This window comes from Blastomonas fulva (assembly GCF_003431825.1).
In the GTDB taxonomy this organism is placed as follows: Bacteria; Pseudomonadota; Alphaproteobacteria; order Sphingomonadales; family Sphingomonadaceae; genus Blastomonas; species Blastomonas fulva.
In genome coordinates this window covers 3426227-3444980 of sequence record NZ_CP020083.1, presented here as the reverse complement: position 1 = coordinate 3444980, position 18754 = coordinate 3426227, and the positions used below count along the sequence as shown (strand labels likewise).

19 protein-coding genes are annotated in these 18754 nt (G+C 65.0%); 10 read left to right on the top strand and 9 right to left on the bottom strand.

Annotated elements, in window-relative coordinates; genetic code table 11:
• Position 1 precedes the first annotated feature (1 nt).
• From B5J99_RS16300 to purE, 3 genes are read right to left on the bottom strand one after another with little or no spacing between them, the layout of a single operon-like run.
• On the bottom strand, positions 2-499 hold the full coding sequence (locus B5J99_RS16300; RefSeq protein ID WP_054134554.1) for a dihydrofolate reductase: 498 nt from the start codon (positions 497-499) through the stop codon (positions 2-4).
• Positions 496-1590, bottom strand: a complete 1095-nt coding sequence (locus B5J99_RS16295) for a 5-(carboxyamino)imidazole ribonucleotide synthase (protein ID WP_117353005.1) — start codon at positions 1588-1590, stop codon at positions 496-498. The genes B5J99_RS16300 and B5J99_RS16295 overlap by 4 nt, the downstream gene beginning before the upstream one ends.
• Positions 1587-2042, bottom strand: coding sequence for a 5-(carboxyamino)imidazole ribonucleotide mutase (gene purE, locus B5J99_RS16290; protein ID WP_054134552.1), 456 nt, complete (start codon positions 2040-2042; stop codon positions 1587-1589). Before purE ends, B5J99_RS16295 begins: the two co-directional genes overlap by 4 nt.
• A 291-nt stretch (positions 2043-2333) precedes the next feature.
• Here purE and B5J99_RS16285 point away from each other — a divergent pair, with 291 nt between their 5' ends.
• The 3 genes from B5J99_RS16285 to B5J99_RS16275 all read left to right on the top strand — a co-directional run bounded on the left by B5J99_RS16285 (position 2334) and on the right by B5J99_RS16275 (position 4914).
• Entirely contained in the window at positions 2334-2957 is a 624-nt protein-coding gene (locus B5J99_RS16285; RefSeq protein WP_162892634.1) for a GGDEF domain-containing protein, read from the top strand.
• A gap of 62 nt (positions 2958-3019) precedes the next feature.
• The gene (locus B5J99_RS16280; protein ID WP_117353002.1) at positions 3020-3736 is read left to right on the top strand and encodes a GGDEF domain-containing protein; all 717 of its coding nucleotides are present in this window, start codon (positions 3020-3022) and stop codon (positions 3734-3736) included.
• Between the two features lie 68 nt (positions 3737-3804).
• Entirely contained in the window at positions 3805-4914 is a 1110-nt protein-coding gene (locus B5J99_RS16275; RefSeq protein WP_117353001.1) for an alpha/beta fold hydrolase, read from the top strand.
• A 113-nt stretch (positions 4915-5027) separates the two neighbouring features.
• On the opposite strand, the gene B5J99_RS16270 is transcribed toward B5J99_RS16275, so the two are convergent.
• Positions 5028-5771: a hypothetical protein gene (locus tag B5J99_RS16270; protein WP_117353000.1), complete on the bottom strand. Its 744-nt coding sequence runs from the start codon at positions 5769-5771 to the stop codon at positions 5028-5030.
• A 179-nt stretch (positions 5772-5950) separates the two neighbouring features.
• Between B5J99_RS16270 and B5J99_RS16265 the strand changes: the two genes are divergently transcribed.
• The 7 genes from B5J99_RS16265 (at position 5951) to B5J99_RS16235 (ending at position 12526) form a co-directional block, all read left to right on the top strand.
• A complete protein-coding gene (locus B5J99_RS16265) occupies positions 5951-6595 on the top strand; it encodes a hypothetical protein (protein ID WP_117352999.1) in 645 nt (214 codons plus the stop codon).
• Position 6596: 1 nt separating this feature from the next.
• Positions 6597-7916 carry a DUF4350 domain-containing protein gene (locus B5J99_RS16260; protein ID WP_117352998.1) on the top strand — a complete coding sequence of 440 codons (1320 nt, stop codon included), beginning with the start codon at positions 6597-6599 and terminating at the stop codon, positions 7914-7916.
• A complete protein-coding gene (locus B5J99_RS16255; RefSeq protein ID WP_117352997.1) occupies positions 7913-8869 on the top strand; it encodes an AAA family ATPase in 957 nt (318 codons plus the stop codon). The genes B5J99_RS16260 and B5J99_RS16255 overlap by 4 nt, the downstream gene beginning before the upstream one ends.
• The gene (locus B5J99_RS16250; RefSeq protein ID WP_117352996.1) at positions 8866-10188 is read left to right on the top strand and encodes a DUF58 domain-containing protein; all 1323 of its coding nucleotides are present in this window, start codon (positions 8866-8868) and stop codon (positions 10186-10188) included. The genes B5J99_RS16255 and B5J99_RS16250 overlap by 4 nt, the downstream gene beginning before the upstream one ends.
• The gene (locus tag B5J99_RS16245) at positions 10185-11216 is read left to right on the top strand and encodes a stage II sporulation protein M (protein ID WP_211337838.1); all 1032 of its coding nucleotides are present in this window, start codon (positions 10185-10187) and stop codon (positions 11214-11216) included. Before B5J99_RS16250 ends, B5J99_RS16245 begins: the two co-directional genes overlap by 4 nt.
• Positions 11216-12151: an RDD family protein gene (locus tag B5J99_RS16240; protein WP_054134543.1), complete on the top strand. Its 936-nt coding sequence runs from the start codon at positions 11216-11218 to the stop codon at positions 12149-12151. Before B5J99_RS16245 ends, B5J99_RS16240 begins: the two co-directional genes overlap by 1 nt.
• A 186-nt stretch (positions 12152-12337) precedes the next feature.
• Positions 12338-12526, top strand: coding sequence for a Thivi_2564 family membrane protein (locus tag B5J99_RS16235; protein WP_054134542.1), 189 nt, complete (start codon positions 12338-12340; stop codon positions 12524-12526).
• A 75-nt stretch (positions 12527-12601) separates the two neighbouring features.
• Here the strand turns inward: B5J99_RS16235 and B5J99_RS16230 are convergent, their stop codons facing one another.
• From B5J99_RS16230 to B5J99_RS16210, 5 genes are all read right to left on the bottom strand, one after another.
• On the bottom strand, positions 12602-12946 hold the full coding sequence (locus B5J99_RS16230; protein ID WP_117352995.1) for a hypothetical protein: 345 nt from the start codon (positions 12944-12946) through the stop codon (positions 12602-12604).
• Positions 12947-13054: 108 nt separating this feature from the next.
• A complete protein-coding gene (locus B5J99_RS16225; protein ID WP_117352994.1) occupies positions 13055-14584 on the bottom strand; it encodes an acyl-CoA carboxylase subunit beta in 1530 nt (509 codons plus the stop codon).
• A gap of 48 nt (positions 14585-14632) precedes the next feature.
• Complete coding sequence (locus B5J99_RS16220) at positions 14633-15214, bottom strand: peroxiredoxin (RefSeq protein WP_117353566.1); 582 nt, start codon at positions 15212-15214, stop codon at positions 14633-14635.
• Positions 15215-15359: 145 nt separating this feature from the next.
• Positions 15360-15659 (bottom strand): lipocalin/fatty acid-binding family protein, encoded by a 300-nt coding sequence (locus tag B5J99_RS16215; protein ID WP_033926600.1) that lies wholly within the window; start codon positions 15657-15659, stop codon positions 15360-15362.
• 40 nt (positions 15660-15699) lie between these two features.
• Positions 15700-18624, bottom strand: coding sequence for a M16 family metallopeptidase (locus tag B5J99_RS16210; protein WP_117352993.1), 2925 nt, complete (start codon positions 18622-18624; stop codon positions 15700-15702).
• Positions 18625-18754 lie beyond the last annotated feature (130 nt).

The window sequence follows — 18754 nt, the reverse complement described above, 5'->3', positions numbered from 1 at the left end:
GTCACTTGCGGACCAGCGTCACGAAGCTGAACGCGGGGCGCTCGCGATGGTCGGGATCGACAGCGTGGTCGGTTCTGGCGGTTTCCTGCCATACGCCCGGATCGAACGGCGGCATCACGGTATCGCCTGCGGGTTCTGCATGCACTTCGGTCAGTTCGACGCGGTCGGCGCGCGGCAGGAACAGCGCGAAGATCTCCGCCCCGCCGATCACCGCGACATGCGGCGCGTTGGCGGCGGCGATCGCTTCGTCGACGCTGTGCACGACCTCTGCGCCCTCGTCGCTCCAGTCGCGGCTGCGGGTCAGCACGATGTGGCGGCGTCCGGGAAGCAGCCCGGGGAGGCTGTCAAAGGTCTTGCGGCCCATGATCATCGGCCTGTTCTGGGTCAGCGCCTTGAAGTGGCGCAGGTCCATCGGCAGATGCCAGGGCAATGTGCCATTGGCGCCGATGACGCCGTTGCGCGCGCGCGCCAGCACCAGAAAGATATCGGGATGGTTCATGGTTGCCTTGCCCTGGGCTCAAGCGAAATGCGTGTGACGTGCCCCATCTTCCGACCGGGTGCCGCGCGGTGCTTGCCGTAGAGATGGAGATGGTTGGCGGGATCGGCGAGCAGATCGGGCCAGCGGCTTGCGTCCTCGCCGATCAGATTGTGCATCTCGGCGCTGTGGCACGCGAGCGCGGTTTCGCCCAGTGGCAGCCCGCAGATCGCACGGATGTGGTTCTCGAACTGGCTGGTGAAAGCGCCTTCGATCGTCCAGTGGCCGCTGTTGTGGACGCGCGGCGCCATCTCGTTGAACACCGGTCCGTCGCCGGTCGCAAAGAACTCCAGCGTGAGCACGCCGACATAGTCGAGCGCTTGTGCCACCTTGGCGGCGAGCGCGCGCGCCGCAGGCACCTGCGCGGTGATCGCGGCGCTGGCAGGGATGCTCGATCGATCGAGGATCCCTGCGACATGCGCGTTCTCGGCGCTGTCCCAGAAGCGGATATCGCCATCAAGCCCGCGCGCGAGGATCACGGAGAACTCCGCATCGAAATCGACGAACCCTTCGATGATCGCGGGGACGCCGCCGGCCTGATGCCAGCGCGCGACCGGATCGTCGCCGGGCATGACGCGCGCCTGGCCCTTGCCGTCATAGCCCATGCGGTTGGACTTGATGATCGCGGGCGTCCCGGCGATGGCTATTGCGGCTGCGACATCCTCGGCGGTCTCGGCAAACCCGTAAGGCGCGGCGCGACCGCCCAGATCGGTGACGAAGCGCTTCTCGTCGATGCGGCTCTGCGCGATTTCCAGAGCCCTTGGGCTGGGGCGAAGCGGCACCGTGCCTGCGATCGCGGCGAGCGGCGCGACCGGCACATTCTCGAACTCATAGGTCACGACATCGCATGCCGCGGCAAAGGCCGATAGCGCAGCATCGTCGGAATAGTCCGCGCAGCTGCTGGCGGCGGAAACCTCCGCGCCCGGGCTGGTCTCTTCAGGCGCGAAGATGTGGCAGCGATAGCCAAGCTGCGCCGCCGCCATGCTGAGCATCCGGCCCAGCTGCCCGCCGCCCATGATGCCGATAGTGCTGCCCGGAGGTATGACGCTGCTCATACCGGGCGTTCACCCACCGATTCGGTCTGCGCGCTGCGCCAGGCATCGAGCCGCTCGGCCAGCGCTGCGTCGCTTGTCGCCAGGATCGATGCGGCCAGCAGCCCTGCATTCTTGGCCCCGGCAGGCCCGATCGCCAGCGTGCCGACGGGAATGCCGCCGGGCATCTGGACAATCGACAACAGGCTGTCGAGCCCGCTCAATGCCTTGCTGGAGACAGGCACTCCCAGCACCGGCAGCCGGGTCATGCTGGCCACCATGCCGGGCAGATGCGCCGCGCCGCCGGCGCCCGCGATGATCACCTTGAAGCCTGAATCGACAGCGCCTCTGGCGAATTCCACCAGCCTTTCGGGGGTGCGGTGGGCCGAGACGATGCGGCAATCATGCGCGACGCCGAGCTCGTCCAGAACTGCCGCTGCCCCTGCCATGGTTTCCCAGTCGGACTGGCTGCCCATGACAATGGCGACCGGGGGCGCAACCGGCACCGGGTCGGGCTTGTGGGATGGCTCGGCCACGCATTTCTCTCCGCAGGTTTGCTGGTTCGATCAGGGTCTTAAAGCCAAAGACCCGCACCCGCAATCGCCATGAAAAGGAAATTGGGCAGGCCAGTCGAGCGGTCCATCCTGTCCCGCTTGTGCACAGATTATACATGGTTTCCTCAATTTTCATCATGCTGCGCTGCGTCATAGTTGCTATGTCGTGCGTGAGGATCGCATCCGGGGGCTTCCAGGTAAAATCAGATGAGAATGAACGACGTTCAGGGCGACGAGGGTGCCTTTGCACCCCAGGCTGATATGGCGATGAGCCATGAACAGCTTGCGCTGCTCTGCGCCGATCTCAAGCAGCAGAACGCCAGGCTCAGCGCGCGGGTGCGCGTGCTCGAGGACGAAATCTGCCGCGACACGCTGACCCCTTTGTACAACCGTCGGCACTTCGAACAGGCGGTGGCGCTGGCGATCGCGCACTGCCAGCGTTATGGCAGTCGTTCTGCCCTTTTGTTCATCGATGTCGACGACCTCAAGGCGATCAACGATACCTATGGCCATGCCGGGGGCGACGAGGCGCTGCGCACTGTCGCGGACGTTCTGGTGGCCAATGTCCGCTCCACAGATGTCGTCGCGCGGATCGGTGGCGATGAATTCGCGCTGCTGCTCGGCACCATCGGCGACGATGATGTCGAGCAGAAGATCGCCGAACTGACCGCGGGAATCGAGGCGTGCCGACCGCAGTTTTCAGGCGGCAAACCCTGTCTTTCGGCGACCTTTGGCCATGCCTTCATCCATGCCGATGACCGCGCCGACAAGGTTCTGGCGCGCGCGGACAGCCAGATGTACCGCTCCAAACGCCTGCGCGGTGGCGCCCGCCGCTGACGCACCGCGTTTTCCGCCCGATATTTGGGCGGCGTTAACGCTTATGCTTTACGCGGCGTTACATGACCCAGTGGCACAAAGTCCTGATCGCTATGGGGTTCAGTGTGGGCGTCACTTTGGTGTCCATGCTGGCAATGGCGATATTGACCGGTGAACATATCCCCTGGCCGTTCTGGGCCTTTGCCGCCGTGTGCCCGGCGATCATCTCCGGCCCCGTCACCTATATCCTGGCCAGCCAGGCAGAAGTGAACCGCAGGTTGAACCAGCAGTTGATGGCAACCCAGGCGGTGCTGCGCGCGCAGGCCGATATCGACCATCTCACCGGCACGCTCAACCGCGCGGCATTCTATCGCCAGGCGTCCGACTATGCCGACGATGCGCCCGCCTGCGTTCTGCTGGCGGATATCGACCATTTCAAGGCGATCAACGATCTGCACGGCCATGCCGCAGGCGATCATGCGCTGCGCCTCGTGGCCAGGACACTGCAGGCCGCGCTGCGCCCGAACGATCTGCTCGGCCGCGTCGGGGGCGAGGAGTTCGCCGTCCTGCTGGCGGCCATGCCCGAGGAACTGGGTATCGTCATCGCCGAGCGGGCACGCTCGGCCATCGCCGGCCTCGAGGTCGCCACCGCAGATGGAACGCCGGTCGTCCTGTCGATCTCGATCGGGGTCGCGCCGCTGGAGGCGGGAGACTCGCTCGAACAGGCACTGGCGCAGGCTGATGCTGCGATGTACGCCGCCAAGCGCGGCGGCCGCAACCGGGTTCGCGCCGCAGGATAACATCCCGATTGCCAGCACGCGCGCTCGCTGCAATGCTGCAGGCCTGACAGCAAAAACAGGGGTTTGCGATGCGAATGAAGGCTTTGGTGGTGGCACTGGCGATCTCGGCGATGGCAGTGCCTCTGGCGGCGCAGCCCGGACCGACCACCGGACAGGTGGCGGTCGATTATGCGGCGAAGATTCAGCAGGGCGATGTCATCCTCAGGGATTTTACCTTCGGCAGCGGCGAAACGATGGCCGAGCTGCGGATGCATTATGCGACATTGGGCACGCCCAGGCGGGACGCTTCGGGCCGGGTGACGAATGCGGTGATGGTGCTGCACGGCACCGGCGGCACCGGGCTGCAGTTCCTCCAGCCGCAGTTCGCCAATGCGCTGTTCGGACCCGGCGAGCCGCTCGACATCACGAAGTATTACGTCATCCTCCCCGACAATATCGGCCATGGCAAATCGTCAAAGCCGTCCGATGGCCTGAAGATGGGTTTCCCCGCCTATGACTATACCGACATGGTCAAGGCACAGCGGCGGATGCTGGTCGAAGGGCTCAAGGTCGATCGGCTGCGGCTGGTGATGGGCACCTCGATGGGGTGCATGCACGGCTTCACCTGGGGGCAGGTCGATCCCGGCTTCATCCAGGCGATGATGCCGATGGCGTGCCTGCCGATGCCGATCGCCGGGCACAACCGCATGTGGCGCAAGGCCGCGATCGAGGGGATCAAGGCCGATCCGGCATGGAATGGCGGCAATTATGCCAGCCCGCCGATCATGGGGCTGCGCGTCGCCGCCAGCCTGTTGCAGGTCGCAGGCTTCGCGCCGCTCTATCTGCAAAAGGCGTTTCCCACCCGGGATGCTGCGGATGCCTATATCACGCAGCGGATCGAAGCCTCGATCAAGGGCATCGATGCCAATGACACGATCTACCAGATCGAATCCTCGCGCAATTACGACCCTTCGGCGACGGTCGAGCAGATGACCATGCCGGTCACCTGGATCAACTCCTCGGATGATTTCATCAATCCCTGGGATTATGGCGTGGCGGAAGGCTTCGGCAAGCGGCTGCCCGATGGCAAGTATCTGCTGATCCAGGCGACCGACGACACGCGCGGCCACGGCACCCACACCTGGGCGAAGTTCTGGAAAGACGAACTGGTGGCATTGCTGGCGCGCAGCGAGAAGTGACGTTTCGCGTTATCGTCACCCCCGCGAACGCGGGGGTCCCGCTTTCCTGAGCCGCGCTGGCCAGGAAGCGGGATTCCCGCCTGCGCAGGAATGACGAGGCAAAAGGCAGGATCTTAAGCGAACACGCTGGCGAGCTGGTCGCTGCTGGTGCCCTCTTTCGATCCGCGCAGTTCAATATACACCGCTGCGATACCCGCTGCGCCCACGGCGGCACTGACGGTGCTGAGCAGCGCGCTGCTGACCAGCGAGAGGCTTTCGCTGATCAGCGAGATCACGCCGATCGGGATGGCGATGATCATGCTGAACACAATGAACACGATGATCAGCCCCAGCAGCTTCCAGCGCGACCCCTTGGTCAGCGCCGAGCTGCGGCTGAGGGCTTCGAACACACCCAGGTTTTCGACCATCATCACCGGCACCGCGATCATCCACATCAGGTACAGGATGATCCCGGGGATGATGAGGAACATGAAGCCGATCGACACCCCGATGGCGACGACGATGCCCAGCCCGATCAGCGGAAACAGCTTGGCGATCGCGCGGTTGACGCACTCGCCGAAGTTCACCGGCTTGCCCGCCAGATCATTGGCTGAGGCGACGATCAGCGAGGCCTGCAGCACGATCGAGAGGAACAGGAACACGATATAGCCGATCACGCTTGAAAAGATCGCGCCCGGCGAGCTCATCAGCGCCAGCGGATCGGCGGTTTCAGGTGCCAGCACCAGGCCGATCAACAGCTGGGGCACGCCGACGATGATCAGCGACAACCCCAGGAACAGCGGTGCATTGCGCGCGATGACGCCGAAGGTATTCGAAAACACGTTGGAAATGCTGAAGTCAGCCGGTTGACTGGCCATGGAAATTCTCCCCGTTGTCTGGTCCCGCGCGCCCGAATCCTCAAAGTCTTCTTTTCTGCAGCCTAACACTCAGGGGCATCACGTCCAGTGCTGCGGGACACAGCGATCGTGCGGCGGGCGACCGCCCTGCGCTGCAAATCGCCTTGCTCCGCCGGGCGGCATCTGCGATCAAACCGGGTGTGACAACCGGCCCCGATCTTTCCGCACCCCGCCGAGAAGGCTTTGACGCGGCCTATGATCAGGTGCGCGGGGACAGCGATATCCAGTTTTCCGCCAGCTTCGCCAAACCGCCCGAACCGCCGCCCGAATGGTGGGGCGATGTGACCCGCTGGCTGGGCGAAGTGCTTGAGCCCGTGGTCCGCGTGCTGGCTGCAGCCTGGCCGGTGCTGAGCAAGCTGCTGCTGGTCGCGCTGGTGATCGGGGTGGCGGCGCTGGCGTGGGTGATCCTTGCCCCATACATTGCCGACTGGCGCGAGCGGCGCGCAGCCGCGGTCCCCGATTGGGTACCCGATCAGGCCGTGGCGCGGCAGTTGCTCGAAGAGGCCGATGCGCTCGCGGCGCAGGGCCGGTTCGACGAAGCCGCGCATCTTCTGCTGTATCGTTCGATCGAGGACATCGCCGCCAAGCGCCCCGAACTGCTGCGGCCATCGACCACCGCGCGCGAAATCGGTGCGTTCGAGGCGCTCTCGGCGCGCGCAAGCAGCGCATTCGGCATCATCGCCGGGCATGTCGAGGCGAGCTTCTTTGCGCGCCGTCCGCTCGACCGCAGCGCGTGGGACAGCTCGCGCGAAGCCTATCGCGCGTTTGCGCTGGACGGGGGCTGACATGGCAGCTGGCAACGCAAGCGGCGGCAGCGCCAATCCCTTCGCACGCGGCACCGTGCTGCTGATGGTGGCGATCGGTTTTGCCGCGTTTCTTGCGCTGCTCTACGCAATCGGGGCGGGCGGGGCATTGCGTTCGGGCAACAACGGTGCGGCGCACGGCGCCTCGGTGAGTGCGATCGGCTATTCGGCGCTCGGGCGGCTGCTCGAACAGACCGGAACCAAGGTCAGCTATGGCCGCAGCCCGAATTCGCTGCAGCAGCAGGGCCTGCTGATCGTGACGCCAGAGCTCAGCGCCGACCCCGAAGAGCTGGCAGCGATGGTCAACCAACGCCGCACCTTAGGGCCTACTCTGATCATTCTGCCCAAATGGCAGGCGACTCCCGAACAGGGATTGAGGGCCGGTTGGGTGCGGCTGGAATCGCCCTCGGTTGCACTGCAGGCGCCGCAGGTCCTGTCGCAGCTTGTGCAAGCGAGGACGCGGCTGGAAGGCTTCGACAGCGAGTTCACCTCGCTCCCACCGATCGACCTGGCGAAGCCTGCGGAACAGGCAGCTGTGCTGAAAGCAGCGCTCAAATCAAGGGTTACGATTAGCGGCTCAGGTCTGCGCACGGTGCTGGCTGACCCCGCAACCGGTGCGGCGCGCGTCGCCGTGATCGATGATGGTAGCTTGCCAAGTTCGCCTGAGACCGTAGCTGAACCGCAGACTATGAACGGTTTCGGGGGGCCGTTGTACCGCACGGTGATTGTTGCTGACGCCGATCTGATGAACAATCTGGGCCTCGCCAGTCGCGAGACTGCGGCGCAAGCTTTGCAGATACTGGATGCGGCGGGAGCCAGGAACGAACGAGACGTGGTGTTCGATCTTACCCAGAATGGCCTCGGCACATCTGAAAACCTGCTCTCGGTCGCCTTCCGTCCGCCTTTTGTGGGTGCGGTGGTGAGCCTGGCGCTGGCGGCGATCGCATTCGGCTGGATGGCATTCTGTCGTTTCGGCCCGGCGCTGGCCGAGGCGCAGCCCTTCGGCTTCGGCAAGACCGCGCTGGTCAAGGGCGGCGCCGGGCTGATCCGGCGGCTGGGGCGCGATCACCTGACCGCGCCTGCCTATGCCGATCTGGTGCGGGAACGCGCGGCGCGCTCGCTGGGTCTGCCTGCGGGCATGCCGCATGAGCAGGTCGATGAACGCCTGGCGATGGTATCCCCCGATGCCGAGGGCCGCAGTTATGAAACATTGAGCGCATCCATGCGCGCCGCGCGCGACCGCCCCTCGATAGTCGCGGCGGCGCGCGCTCTTCATGCCTGGAAAAAGGAACGTTTGGGATGAACATTGCCGATATCAACGCGCTGGGCGGGCGCATCCGGGCGGAGATGGCCAAGGCGATCATCGGCCAGGACGACACCATCGACCACATGCTGATCGCGTTGTTCTCGTCGGGCCATGTGCTGCTGGAGGGGCCCCCGGGCACCGCCAAGACCTTCATGGCGCAATGCTTTGCCGCGTGCCTGTCGCTCGATTTCGGGCGCATCCAGTTCACGCCGGACCTGATGCCGGGCGACATCATCGGCTCCAACCTGTTCAACTTCCAAACCAGCGAGTTCACGCTGACCCGCGGCGCGATTTTCACCGATTTGCTGCTCGCCGATGAAATCAACCGCACCCCGCCCAAGACGCAAGCCGCGCTGCTCGAGGCGATGCAGGAGCGTAGCGTCACATTGGACGGCACCCGCCACGCGTTGTCGCGGCATTTCATGGTTGTGGCGACCCAGAACCCGATCGAGCAGCAGGGTGTGTACCCGCTGCCCGAGGCGCAGCTCGACCGCTTTCTGTTCAAGCTGCTGGTCGGCTATCCCAGCGCCGAGGAAGAAACGCGGATCGTCGCCGAATACGGCAAGCGCACCGGCGCACAGCGGCCATCGGCGTTCGCCATCCAGCCCCAGGTCAGCGGCGACGAGCTGGTCGCGGCGCGCGCGGCGGTGGGCGAGGTGAGGCTGGTCGAGGATGTCGTCGCCTACATCGTGCGGCTGGTGCGCGCGACGCGCGAGACTGCGGATTTCGAAAGCGGTGCATCGCCCCGCGCCGCGATCATGCTCGCCAATGCCGCGCGCGCGCGCGCAGCGCTGCAGGGCCGCGATTATGTGATCCCCGATGACGTCAAGCAGCTTGCCGCCTCGGTGCTGCGCCACCGCACCTTGCTGTCGCCCGCCGCCGAGATCGAGGGCCGCCGGGTCGAGGCGATCGTCGCCGAGCTGGTCGAGCGCACCGAGGCGCCGCGTTGATTGCGTTCTACCCCAGTCTGCGCGCCGGGCTGCTGATTGCGGGCGGAGCGCCGATATCGGTGCTGCTGGCGGCGGTGTCACCGGGTCTTTGGGCGCTGGGCCCGGCCTGGTCAGCGGCCATGCTGCTGCTGGCCGCGCTCGATGCGCTGGTCGCGGGCCGCGCGCGCGAAATCCGGCTGGTGGTCCCTGCGAGCAGCGAGCTGGGGCAGGCTGTGGTGATCGGGGTGGAGGCCGAGCTTTCGGCCCGGACGCCGGTGCGCCGGGCGGAGGCCAGCATCGCGGTGGAGACCAGGCTGGTGCCGAGCGGGCGCGGCGATGGCGGGCTGACCGCCTCGGGCCCGTCCGATGACCTGTCGGGCAGCATTGCGCTGCATCCGGTGCGCCGCGGTTCGCTGATGATCGAGCGGCTGTGGATCCGCTGGCAAGGGCCGATGGGGCTTGGCTGGCGGCAGGCCAGCCAGGCGAGCGGCGAAAGCGTCGCGATCCTGCCCGATATTGCCGTGGTGCGTGCGCCGGCGCTGCAGGTGTTCCTCAAGGAAGCGATCTTCGGCATCCTCGCGCGGCAGATGCGCGGCGAGGGTAGCGAATTCGAGGCGCTGGTGGAATATCAGCCGGGCTTCGACCGTCGCGCGATCGACTGGAAGAGCTCTGCGCGGCACTCCAAGCTGCTGGCGCGCGAATATGACACCGAGCGCAACAACCAGATCGTCTTCGCGCTCGATTCGGGTTCCGATATGTGCGAGCCGGTTGCGGGCCTGCCGCGGATCGATCGCGCGGTTTCTGCGGCGCTGCTGACCAGCTATGTCGCCTTGAAGGCGGGCGATCAGGTGCGGTTGTTCTCCTTCGCCGCGCGGCCAGAGCGCACCACGCCGTTCGTGTCGGGCAGCCGCAACTTCTTTCGCCTGCAATCGGAAGCCGCGCAGATCGATTACCGGTTCGAGGAAAGCAACTACACGCTTGCGCTCTCGACGCTGGCCGCGCAATTGCAGCGCCGCTCGCTGATCGTCGTCTTCACCGATTTCACCGACCCGACCAGCGCCGAGCTGATGCTCGAATCGGTGGGGCGGCTGATCGACCGGCACCTGCTGCTGTTCGTCGCGATGGAGGACGAGGAACTGCTCGCGCTTGTCGACCAGACACCCGAGACCAGCGAGCAGGTGGCACAGAGCGTCGCGGCGGCAGGCTTGCTCGCGCAGCGTCGGATGGTGATCACACGCCTCAGGCATCTGGGGATCGAGGTGATCGAGGGGCGGCATGACGAGATCGGCACGCGGCTGATGAACGCCTATCTCAAGATAAAGCGGCGGGGACAGCTGTGAACGGGCAGGTGACCAATCCCGGCGGCGAGCAGGCGGTTGCCGCTGCGGTGCTGCGCAGCGACCGCTTCCGGCTGGAGCGCGAGGCCGACTGGGTGCGGCTCGATGGCATGATCACCGCGATGGAAAAGGGCAAGCTCAAGCGGCTCGCCGATGATGACGTGATGGCGCTGCCGGTGTTGTATCGCAACCTGCTCTCCAGCCTGTCGATCGCGCGCGAAAGCTCGCTCGATGCCGGGCTCATCGCCTACCTCGAATCGCTCACCTTGCGCGCCTATTTTATCGTCTACGGCACGCGCACCACCTTTGGCGGCTGGTGCCGCAGCTTCTTTGGCGGCGCCCTCAGCCGCGCGGTGCGCGCAATCGGGTTCGACATCGTGGTCGCGCTCGCAGCGATGGTGATCGGGGCGGTGCTGGGTTTCATGCTGGTCGATGCCGACACGCAATGGTTTTACAGGCTGGTGCCAGCGCAGTTCAGCGACGTGCGCGTTCCCGGTGCTTCGCGCGAGGCTCTGGCGGGCACGCTGTTCGGCAAGCAGGACGGCGAGGGCCTTTCGGTGTTCGCTGCCTATCTGTTCAACAACAACGCCCAGGTCGCGATCCTCGCCTTTGCATTGGGGTTTGCCTTTGGCGTGCCGACGGTGCTGCTGCTGATCTACAACACCGCAACGCTGGGGGCGATGCTGTGGGTTTTCGCCTCGCGCGGGCTGACGGTGGAGTTCGTCGGCTGGTTGTCGATCCACGGCACCACCGAGCTGCTGGCGATCCTGCTGGCAGGCTCAGCCGGGCTGCATATCGGCCGTGCGCTCGGTTTTCCCGGAAAGCGCAGCCATCTGGCGGCGCTCAGCCAGTCGGGGCGCACCTCGGCGCAGGTGATGACCGGCGTCATTGTGATGCTCATCTGCGCCGGGCTGCTCGAAGGCTTTGCCCGGCAGCTCGTCCAGGCGACCGAAGTCCGTTATGCCATCGGCTATGGCATCCTGGCGCTGTGGCTGGCCTATTTCTTCGCTTTCCGTCCGAGGCGCAGCTGATGGCGCGCGCTGCGCAGCCTGGCCGCAGCCACGGCACCGACCCGAAGCTGAAACGCACGCTGGTAACGCCCGAAGGCGTCGCATTGGCGGTCGCTGTTGCCCCTGCCAGCGCGCGGATCGGGGCGCTTTTCATCGATCTGGCCGCGCTTTTCGGTCTTGTGCTGGGCTTTGTGCTGACGCTGGCGTTGCTCGCCTGGGCCTATTCGTCCGCCGGACTGCCTGCCGTCTCGGATGGGTTCGTCAATTTCCTGGTGGTGCTGTTCATCATCGGGCTGTTTCTGGCGCGCAACGCGTATTTCCTTTTCTTCGAGCTGGGCCAGCGGGCCGCGACCTGGGGCAAGCGCGCGGTCGGAATCCGCGTGGCCTCGCGCGACGGCGGGCGGCTGACGGCGGAGGCGGTGATCGCGCGTAACCTGCTGCGCGATATAGAGATGTTCCTGCCGCTGATGTTCATGACATCGGGCGGGGTGCAGGGGACGCTGAGCGAATTTGCCGCGTGGTCGGGGATCATCTGGGTTGGCATCTTCCTGGTCTTCCCGCTGCTCAACAAGGACCGGCTGCGCTGCGGTGATCTGATCGCGGGGACCTGGGTGGTGGAAGCCCCGCGGTCCACGCTGGGCGCGGTGGTCACCAACGGTGTGACGCCAGGCGCTGCGGCGGCGGACGCACCGAGCCTGCCGCCCGATCGCTATCGCTTCGGGGATGACGAGCTTTCTGTCTATGGCGAATACGAGCTTCAGATGCTCGAACAGGTGCTGCGCACCGCCAATCCCGATGCGATGGAAACGGTGGCCGCCACCATCTGCGCCAAGATCGGCTGGAGCGCGCCTTCAGGTGACGAACGCGCATTCCTGGACGCGTATTATACCCAGTTGCGCGCGCGGCTGGAACGGGGTCTGCGCTTCGGCAGACGCCGCGCCGACAAGAACAGCTGACCAACTCGCGCCATTGTGCGCGGGGTCTTCACCAGATGAGCCAACTCTCTTTTGACGCGCGTCTGCAACGCTTCGTCGTTTGCGGCGTAAGGGTGTTGTTCAAATCGAAACGCGCCGGATGCGAGACAGGTCACCTGATCTACTCCCGCAACTACGGCAGATTTCGTCACCAAGGGAGACGTCAACGTGCCTATTCTCAGCCTTATTCTTGTTCTCGTAGCAGTTGGCGTCGGCCTGTGGCTGATCAACAATTACATCCCGATGGATGGCAAGATCAAAAGTATCCTGAACGCCGTGGTCGTGATCGGCGTGATCATCTGGCTGCTGCAGGTATTCGGCATCCTGGGCTCGCTCAGCGGCGCGACCGTGGGCTGATGCTCGACCCGACCGCTCCGCCATGTTGAGCGGAGCGGCCGGGGTCAATGTTTACCAGTGTGATTGCGCCAGTCGTCAGCCGAACCGATTGCCCAGCAATCCACTGACACTCTCCGCGCCGGGCGCTCGCTGGCTGCGCATCGCCTGCATCGGATCGGCCAGCATCGTCTGCGCTGTCTGCCAGGCGAAAACCTCCATCGACGCATCCGAACGATCGCCGCCATCGATCGCCATCAGCCGCGCACCCGTGGGGCTTGAAGCCGACGGGCGACTGACCATGCTGATCACGCCGTCATCTGGAGACGTGCTGCTTGCCGAATCGGTCGCGGGCGGCACGATCGCGCTGGTCTGGGTCGATGCGCGTATGTAGACCGTCCGCATGACGGGCGAACCGGCAGGGTCTGAGCTGTTGTTGATCATGGTGACACGCTTTCCGGCTAAATTTCAGCTAGAGATTGCCAGATGCGGATTTAAGCGATCATTGCCGAACGTGGCAGACGCCGGTTTAACGATGTTTTGCGCCCCGTTTCACAACCTTGCACCGTTGAGCCTCGCCCAGGCAAGCTCCGCAAACTCGCAGAGAAGGGGCCGGGTGTCGCGCGGATCGATGATGTCCTCCACCGCGAAATGTTCCGCGCTGCGGAACGGGCTGCGCACCTTGTTGAGCCGGTCCCGGATCGCCTCGAGATGCGCCGCCGGATCATCGCTCACCTCGAGTTCCGACTTGTATGCAACCTCAACCCCGCCGTCGATCGGCAGCGAGCCCCAATCCCCGCTGGGCCAGGCAAAGCGATACTGGAACCGCTCGGCGTTCGACATCGCCGAACCCGCTATGCCATAAGCGCGGCGCACGATCACCGATGCCAGCGGTACCGTGGCGCGATAGATCGCATTCATCGCGTTGACGCCGTAGCGGATGGTGCCCGCACGCTCGGCATCGGCGCCGATCATGAAACCGGGATTGTCGACCAGATGCACGATCGGCAGCCGGAACTGGTCCGCAAGCCTGACGAAACGCTCGGCCTTTTCGCTGGTCTTGGCCTCCCACGATCCTCCCAGAAAGCTGGGATCGCTCGCCAGCACCGCGACCGGCCAGCCATCGAGCCGGGCAAAGGCGGTAATTACCGCGCGGCCCCAGCGTCTGCCCATCTCGAACACGCTGCCGGTATCGAACACCTGGGTCAGCACGCGGCGCATCGCATAGACCTGCGCCGGGCTGCGCGGGACGGTGGAGAGCAGCGCCTGTTCGCGGCGATCCACAGGGTCGTTGCAAGCTGCGCGCGCGGTAAGCGTGTCGACCGAGGACGGAAGGTAGGACAGAAAACGCCGCGCGGTGGCAAAGGCCTGAGCTTCGCTCTCCACCTCCTCGTCGACCACGCCGTTGCGGCAATGGATCTCGGTGCCGCCCAGCTGCTCCTTGTCGACCGTCTCGCCGATCGCGGCGGCGACCGCGGGTCCCGCGGCGAACAGCTGCGACAGGCCCTTGACCATGATCGAATAATGGCTGGCGACCGTTCGCGCAGCGCCCAGGCCCGCGGTGGGGCCCAGCGCGAGCGCGACGACAGGCACGGTTTCCAGATTGGTGACGATGTGGTCCCAGCCGGGCACCATCGGCACATAGGTATAACCCATCGTTTCGAGCGTCTTGACCGATCCGCCGCCGCCGGTGCCATCGATCATGCGGACCAGGGGCAGGCGCAATTCGTGTGCCATCGCCTCGCACTGGACGAACTTGCGGTGCAGCGCTGCATCGGCGGAGCCGCCGCGGACGGTGAAATCATCGGCGCTGGCGACCACCGCGCGGCCGTCGATATCGCCGCGCCCGAAGATGAAGTTGGAAGCGGCAAAACCTGTCAGCTCGCCATTGGCATCATAGCTGCCGCGCCCGGCGATCTTCCCGATCTCACGGAAGCTGCCGGGGTCGAGCAGCCCGTCGATCCGCGCGCGCGCATCCATCTTGCCGCGCGAATGCTGGCGCGCGACTTTCTCTGCGCCGCCCATATCCTCGGCGAGCGCGCGCCGCCGGTTCAGCTCATCGATTTCGGTCTGCCAGGTCATGGCGGGACGCTAGCGCGGGACCATCACCGGGTCACGCGGGAAAAGGCATCAGCCCTTCTTGGCTTTGGCCTTGGCCATCGACTGCACAGCGCCCAGCGTCAGCTTGACGTGATCGCGATAGTCCATGTCGTTGTGGACGAAGGTCACCCGGCCATTGGGGGCGACGACCATGCTGGTGCGTCCGGTCATGTTGGGACGTCCGGCGAGACCCACGCCATAGGCCTGGATCATCTGCGGTGTGGCCTGCGCCACGGCGAACTTGCTCTGGCATGCCTCGGTCGAGAATTTCTTGAGCTCGTCGATGCCGTCTGCGGACAGGCCGATCACGGTCGCACCGGCCTTCTTGAAGTCGTCCATCCGCGTCGCGAATTCATGCGCCTCTGCAGTGCAGCCGCTGGTGAACGCCTTGGGGAAGAAATAGAGGACGACCGGGCCCTTTTTGAGCTCGCTCGCCAGGTTGAGCTTGTAGGCCTTGCCGGCCTTGGCGCCCGTGGTGGTGAACAAGGGCGCCTTGCTGCCGATCGCGACCTTGGCCGCGTCGGCTGCGATCGCCGGGGATGCGGCCACCAGACCTGCGGTTCCGGCGGTGAGGGCGAGAGCGGCGAGCGAAAAGGCGGTGGAAGCGCGCATGTTGAAGATCCCCGTGAAATGATGCTGATCCCCATCTAGGTGGGAAATCAGGGTTTTCCAGTGCGCGCGGCCGCGGCTGCTGCATCTGCCCATGCAAAAAGCCCTTCCCCCGTCTGCGAAGGAAGGGCTTTTCGCTTGCTTGGGCTTATGCCTTGCGCGTGCCGGTCATCGCCATGGTGCCGAAGGCGCCTGCCTTGACCTGGCCGGTGATGGTGTCGCCATCGACGGTGGCTGTGCCTTCCAGCTTCATCGGCATGGGCACCTTCATGTCCATGGTCCAGGTCAGCGTGTTGCCGTCGACCTTGCCGTCGGTGATGTCGAGCGCGCCCATCTGGCCGGCATTCGATCCGGTCCAGCTGTCGCCGTCGACGTTGACGGTCAGAACCGACTTCTGGTCGCCCATCGGCGATTTGGTGACGCAATCATATTGTCCAGCTACTGACATGTTCAGTCCTCTCTTGGGTTGGTTGAAGGGTAACTACGGCTTATTTGTCTCCGGCTGCCGGGGCAGCACGGCGAACTTCTATCGGCATGTTCAATGCCTTGAGCTGATCCTCGATCTTGGCGGCGTCACCCACGATCAGCCAGGTCAGCGTCTTGGGATCCAGCGCCTCGCGCATCGCGCCATTGAGCTTTGCGGCATCCATCGAGCGATACTGCGCCGCCAGGCTCTCGGCGTAATTGGTCGGGCGACCATACAGCGCGTCCGACTGCATCTGCGAGAGCACCGAGGACGAGCGCTCATAGGTCCCTGCGAGCTCGAGGCTGCTGCCCTTCACCGTGCGGTCGAGCTCTTCGGGCGTGACGCCCTTGTCGCCGATGAAGCCGTTCATCTGATCGATGATCGCGCTGACCGAGGGTCCGGTCTGGTTGGTCTGCACCGGCGCGAAGATGAGGAACGGCACGTCGTTCTTGGGCCGCTGGATCAGCGAGCGCGAGCCATAGGACCAGCCCTTGGTCTCGCGCAGGTCCATGTTGATCCGCGAAAGGAAATCGCCGCCCATGATGTCGTTGGCGGTTTCCAGCGCGAGCAGGTTGTCGGTGCCCTTGGCGTTGAGCACCTGGCCCGCCAGGATCAGCGACTGCGGCGAATTGGGCCGATCGATCAGGATGATGCGGCCCTGGCCGGCGGGGATAGCAGCGCTGAAATCCTTCTGCATCAGCGCCATGCGGTTGGACGGCCATTTGCCGAAGCGCTGCTCGAGCATCGGCAGCATGTCCTTGAGCGTGGTGTCGCCGACGACGAAGATCGAGGCGCGCTCGGGTCGCATCCACTGGCTGTGATAGGCGGCGAGCTGATCGCGGGTCAACTTGGTGACGACCGCAGGATCGCCGGTGCCGGTGAGCGGCACGCCATAGGGGTGGCTTGCGCCATACAGCAAAGGCGGCAGGTTGCGCAGCGCGATGCCCTGCGGTTCGCTGAACTCGGCCTGGATGCGGGTGAGCTGCTGCACGCGCACGCGCTCCAGCTCCTTGGCATCGAAGGCCGGGTTGCGGATGACATCGGCGAGCAGATCGAGCGATGCGCCCAGGTTGGGCTTCATCGCGCTCATCGAAACGATGGTGCGGTCCAGATCCGATGTCGCGTTGATGTTGGTGCCCAGCCGCTCCTGCGCCTCGGCCAGCTGGATCGAGTTGAGCGTCCGGGTGCCTTCCTTGAGCAGCGCGATCATCAAGCTGTTGGTGCCCAGCGCATCCTTGGGGTCGCTGGCATAGCCGGCATCGAAGCTGACCGCGACGCGCACCACGGGGACCGCGCTGCGGCGCGCAAACCGCACCTTGATGCCATTCGAGAGCGTCGCTTCCTCGACATCGGGGAAGTCGAGATCGGGCACCGCACCCGCTTCGGGGAAGGTGGTGCGATCGACCGCGGCGAGCGGCTGCTTGCTCGCAGCGCCTGCCGCCATCGCATCGCTGGCAAGGCTGGAGTAGAAGGCCGGGGCGGCGAGCACGCCAGTGCGCGGCAGCGGTGCGCGCATGGCGGGACCATCGCCTTCGGCCTGGCCCGCGCTGCCGCCTGCGTCATCGGCATAGGCGTCGCGCTCGCCGGGCAGCACGTGCAGCTTGGCAACCGGGCGGGTGAGCCATTTGGTGGTCGCTGCGGTCACCTTCTCAGGCGTCATCGCCGCCAGCCGTTCGAGCTGCGTCTTGTAGAAGGCCGGATCGTTCGAATACAGCGCGCCTTCGGCCAGCGTTACCGCCTTGCCGGTAAAGCCGCCCACCTGTTCCAGCCCCGCGATGCGGCCAGCCGCCTCGCGCGTCGCGACCCGCTGCACCTCGTCTGCGGTCGGGCCCTTGGCGATGAAATCGGCCAGGATCTCGTCGAAGCGCTTCGAGACGGCCTCGATATCGGCGCCCGGCTTGACGTCGACATAGGCCTCGAAAACGCTGCCGTGCACGAACGGCAGCGTGGATGCCGTCACCGCGACCGCGGTCTGCTCCTCGCGTACCAGGATGTTGTCGAGCCGCGAGCTGGCAAGTCCGCCAAGCACCGTGGCTGCGACATCGAGCGCGGCAAAGTCGGGATCGTTGAGCCCCGGCACCGACCAGAAGCGGTACAACCGCGCGGTCGGAACCTTGTCCTTCATCTCGGCAACCTTGACGGCATCGAGCGTGGGAAGCGGCGGATTGAGCTTGGCCACCTGGGGACCACGCGCAATATCGCCGAACCATTTCTCGACCAGCGGCCGCGCTTCGGCGACGTTGATGTCGCCGGCCAGCACCAGGATCGCGTTGTTGGGGCCGTAATGGTCGGTGAACCACTTCTTCATGTCATCGAGCGACGCCGCCTGCAGGTCGGCCATCGATCCGATCGTCGAGTGGCCATAGGGATGCTCGGTCGGCATCAGCATTTCGATCTGCTTGTATTCGACCAGGCCGTAAGGCTGGTTGTCACCCTGGCGCTTTTCGTTCTGCACAACGCCGATCTGGTTGGTCAGCTTGTCCTGGGTGATCCCGTTGAGCAGATGGCCCATGCGGTCGCTTTCCAGGAACAGCGCGCCTTCCAGCCCGGCCTTGGGAACGGTCTGGAAATAATTGGTGCGATCAAACCAGGTGGTGCCGTTGAAATCGGTCGCGCCCAGCTTCTTGAGATATTCGAAATAGTCGCCCTTGGCGTTTTCCGATCCGTTAAACATGATGTGCTCGAACAGATGGGCATAGCCGGTCTTGCCCTTGGGCTCGTGCTTGGAGCCGACGTCATACCAGATCGATACCGCGACGATCGGGGCCTTGCGGTCCTCGTGGACGATCACGGTAAGGCCGTTGTCCAGCTTGAACTGCTGATAGGGGATGTTGACCGTCTTGACGAGTTCGGCGACCGGCGCGGCCTGCTGGGCATAAGCGGGCGCGATGGCGACCGTCAGCGCCAGCGCGGAGACGGCGATAAGCGAGCGAAAGGGCTTGAACATCGGAAAGGAACCTCTCTTGGGAGCGTGATCTGCTTGTTTGGTCGTTCGCGTTGGCGGGTCCGTCAGGGACCGGTCCCGCCACACGTTGCTGATTGAAACCATAAGCTCTGCGAGCCCCGTTTCAAGCGGC

Bases quoted from the DNA above. Each gene is read 5' to 3' on its own strand.
- B5J99_RS16300 (WP_054134554.1), bottom strand. From the start codon at position 499: ATGAACCATCCCGATATCTTTCTGGTGCTGGCGCGCGCGCGCAACGGC.
- B5J99_RS16295 (WP_117353005.1), bottom strand. From the start codon at position 1,590: ATGAGCAGCGTCATACCTCCGGGCAGCACTATCGGCATCATGGGCGGC.
- purE (WP_054134552.1), bottom strand. From the start codon at position 2,042: ATGGGCAGCCAGTCCGACTGGGAAACCATGGCAGGGGCAGCGGCAGTT.
- B5J99_RS16285 (WP_162892634.1), top strand. From the start codon at position 2,334: ATGAACGACGTTCAGGGCGACGAGGGTGCCTTTGCACCCCAGGCTGAT.
- B5J99_RS16280 (WP_117353002.1), top strand. From the start codon at position 3,020: ATGACCCAGTGGCACAAAGTCCTGATCGCTATGGGGTTCAGTGTGGGC.
- B5J99_RS16275 (WP_117353001.1), top strand. From the start codon at position 3,805: ATGCGAATGAAGGCTTTGGTGGTGGCACTGGCGATCTCGGCGATGGCA.
- B5J99_RS16270 (WP_117353000.1), bottom strand. From the start codon at position 5,771: ATGGCCAGTCAACCGGCTGACTTCAGCATTTCCAACGTGTTTTCGAAT.
- B5J99_RS16260 (WP_117352998.1), top strand. From the start codon at position 6,597: ATGGCAGCTGGCAACGCAAGCGGCGGCAGCGCCAATCCCTTCGCACGC.
- B5J99_RS16255 (WP_117352997.1), top strand. From the start codon at position 7,913: ATGAACATTGCCGATATCAACGCGCTGGGCGGGCGCATCCGGGCGGAG.
- B5J99_RS16240 (WP_054134543.1), top strand. From the start codon at position 11,216: ATGGCGCGCGCTGCGCAGCCTGGCCGCAGCCACGGCACCGACCCGAAG.
- B5J99_RS16230 (WP_117352995.1), bottom strand. From the start codon at position 12,946: ATGATCAACAACAGCTCAGACCCTGCCGGTTCGCCCGTCATGCGGACG.
- B5J99_RS16225 (WP_117352994.1), bottom strand. From the start codon at position 14,584: ATGACCTGGCAGACCGAAATCGATGAGCTGAACCGGCGGCGCGCGCTC.
- B5J99_RS16220 (WP_117353566.1), bottom strand. From the start codon at position 15,214: ATGCGCGCTTCCACCGCCTTTTCGCTCGCCGCTCTCGCCCTCACCGCC.
- B5J99_RS16215 (WP_033926600.1), bottom strand. From the start codon at position 15,659: ATGTCAGTAGCTGGACAATATGATTGCGTCACCAAATCGCCGATGGGC.
- B5J99_RS16210 (WP_117352993.1), bottom strand. From the start codon at position 18,624: ATGTTCAAGCCCTTTCGCTCGCTTATCGCCGTCTCCGCGCTGGCGCTG.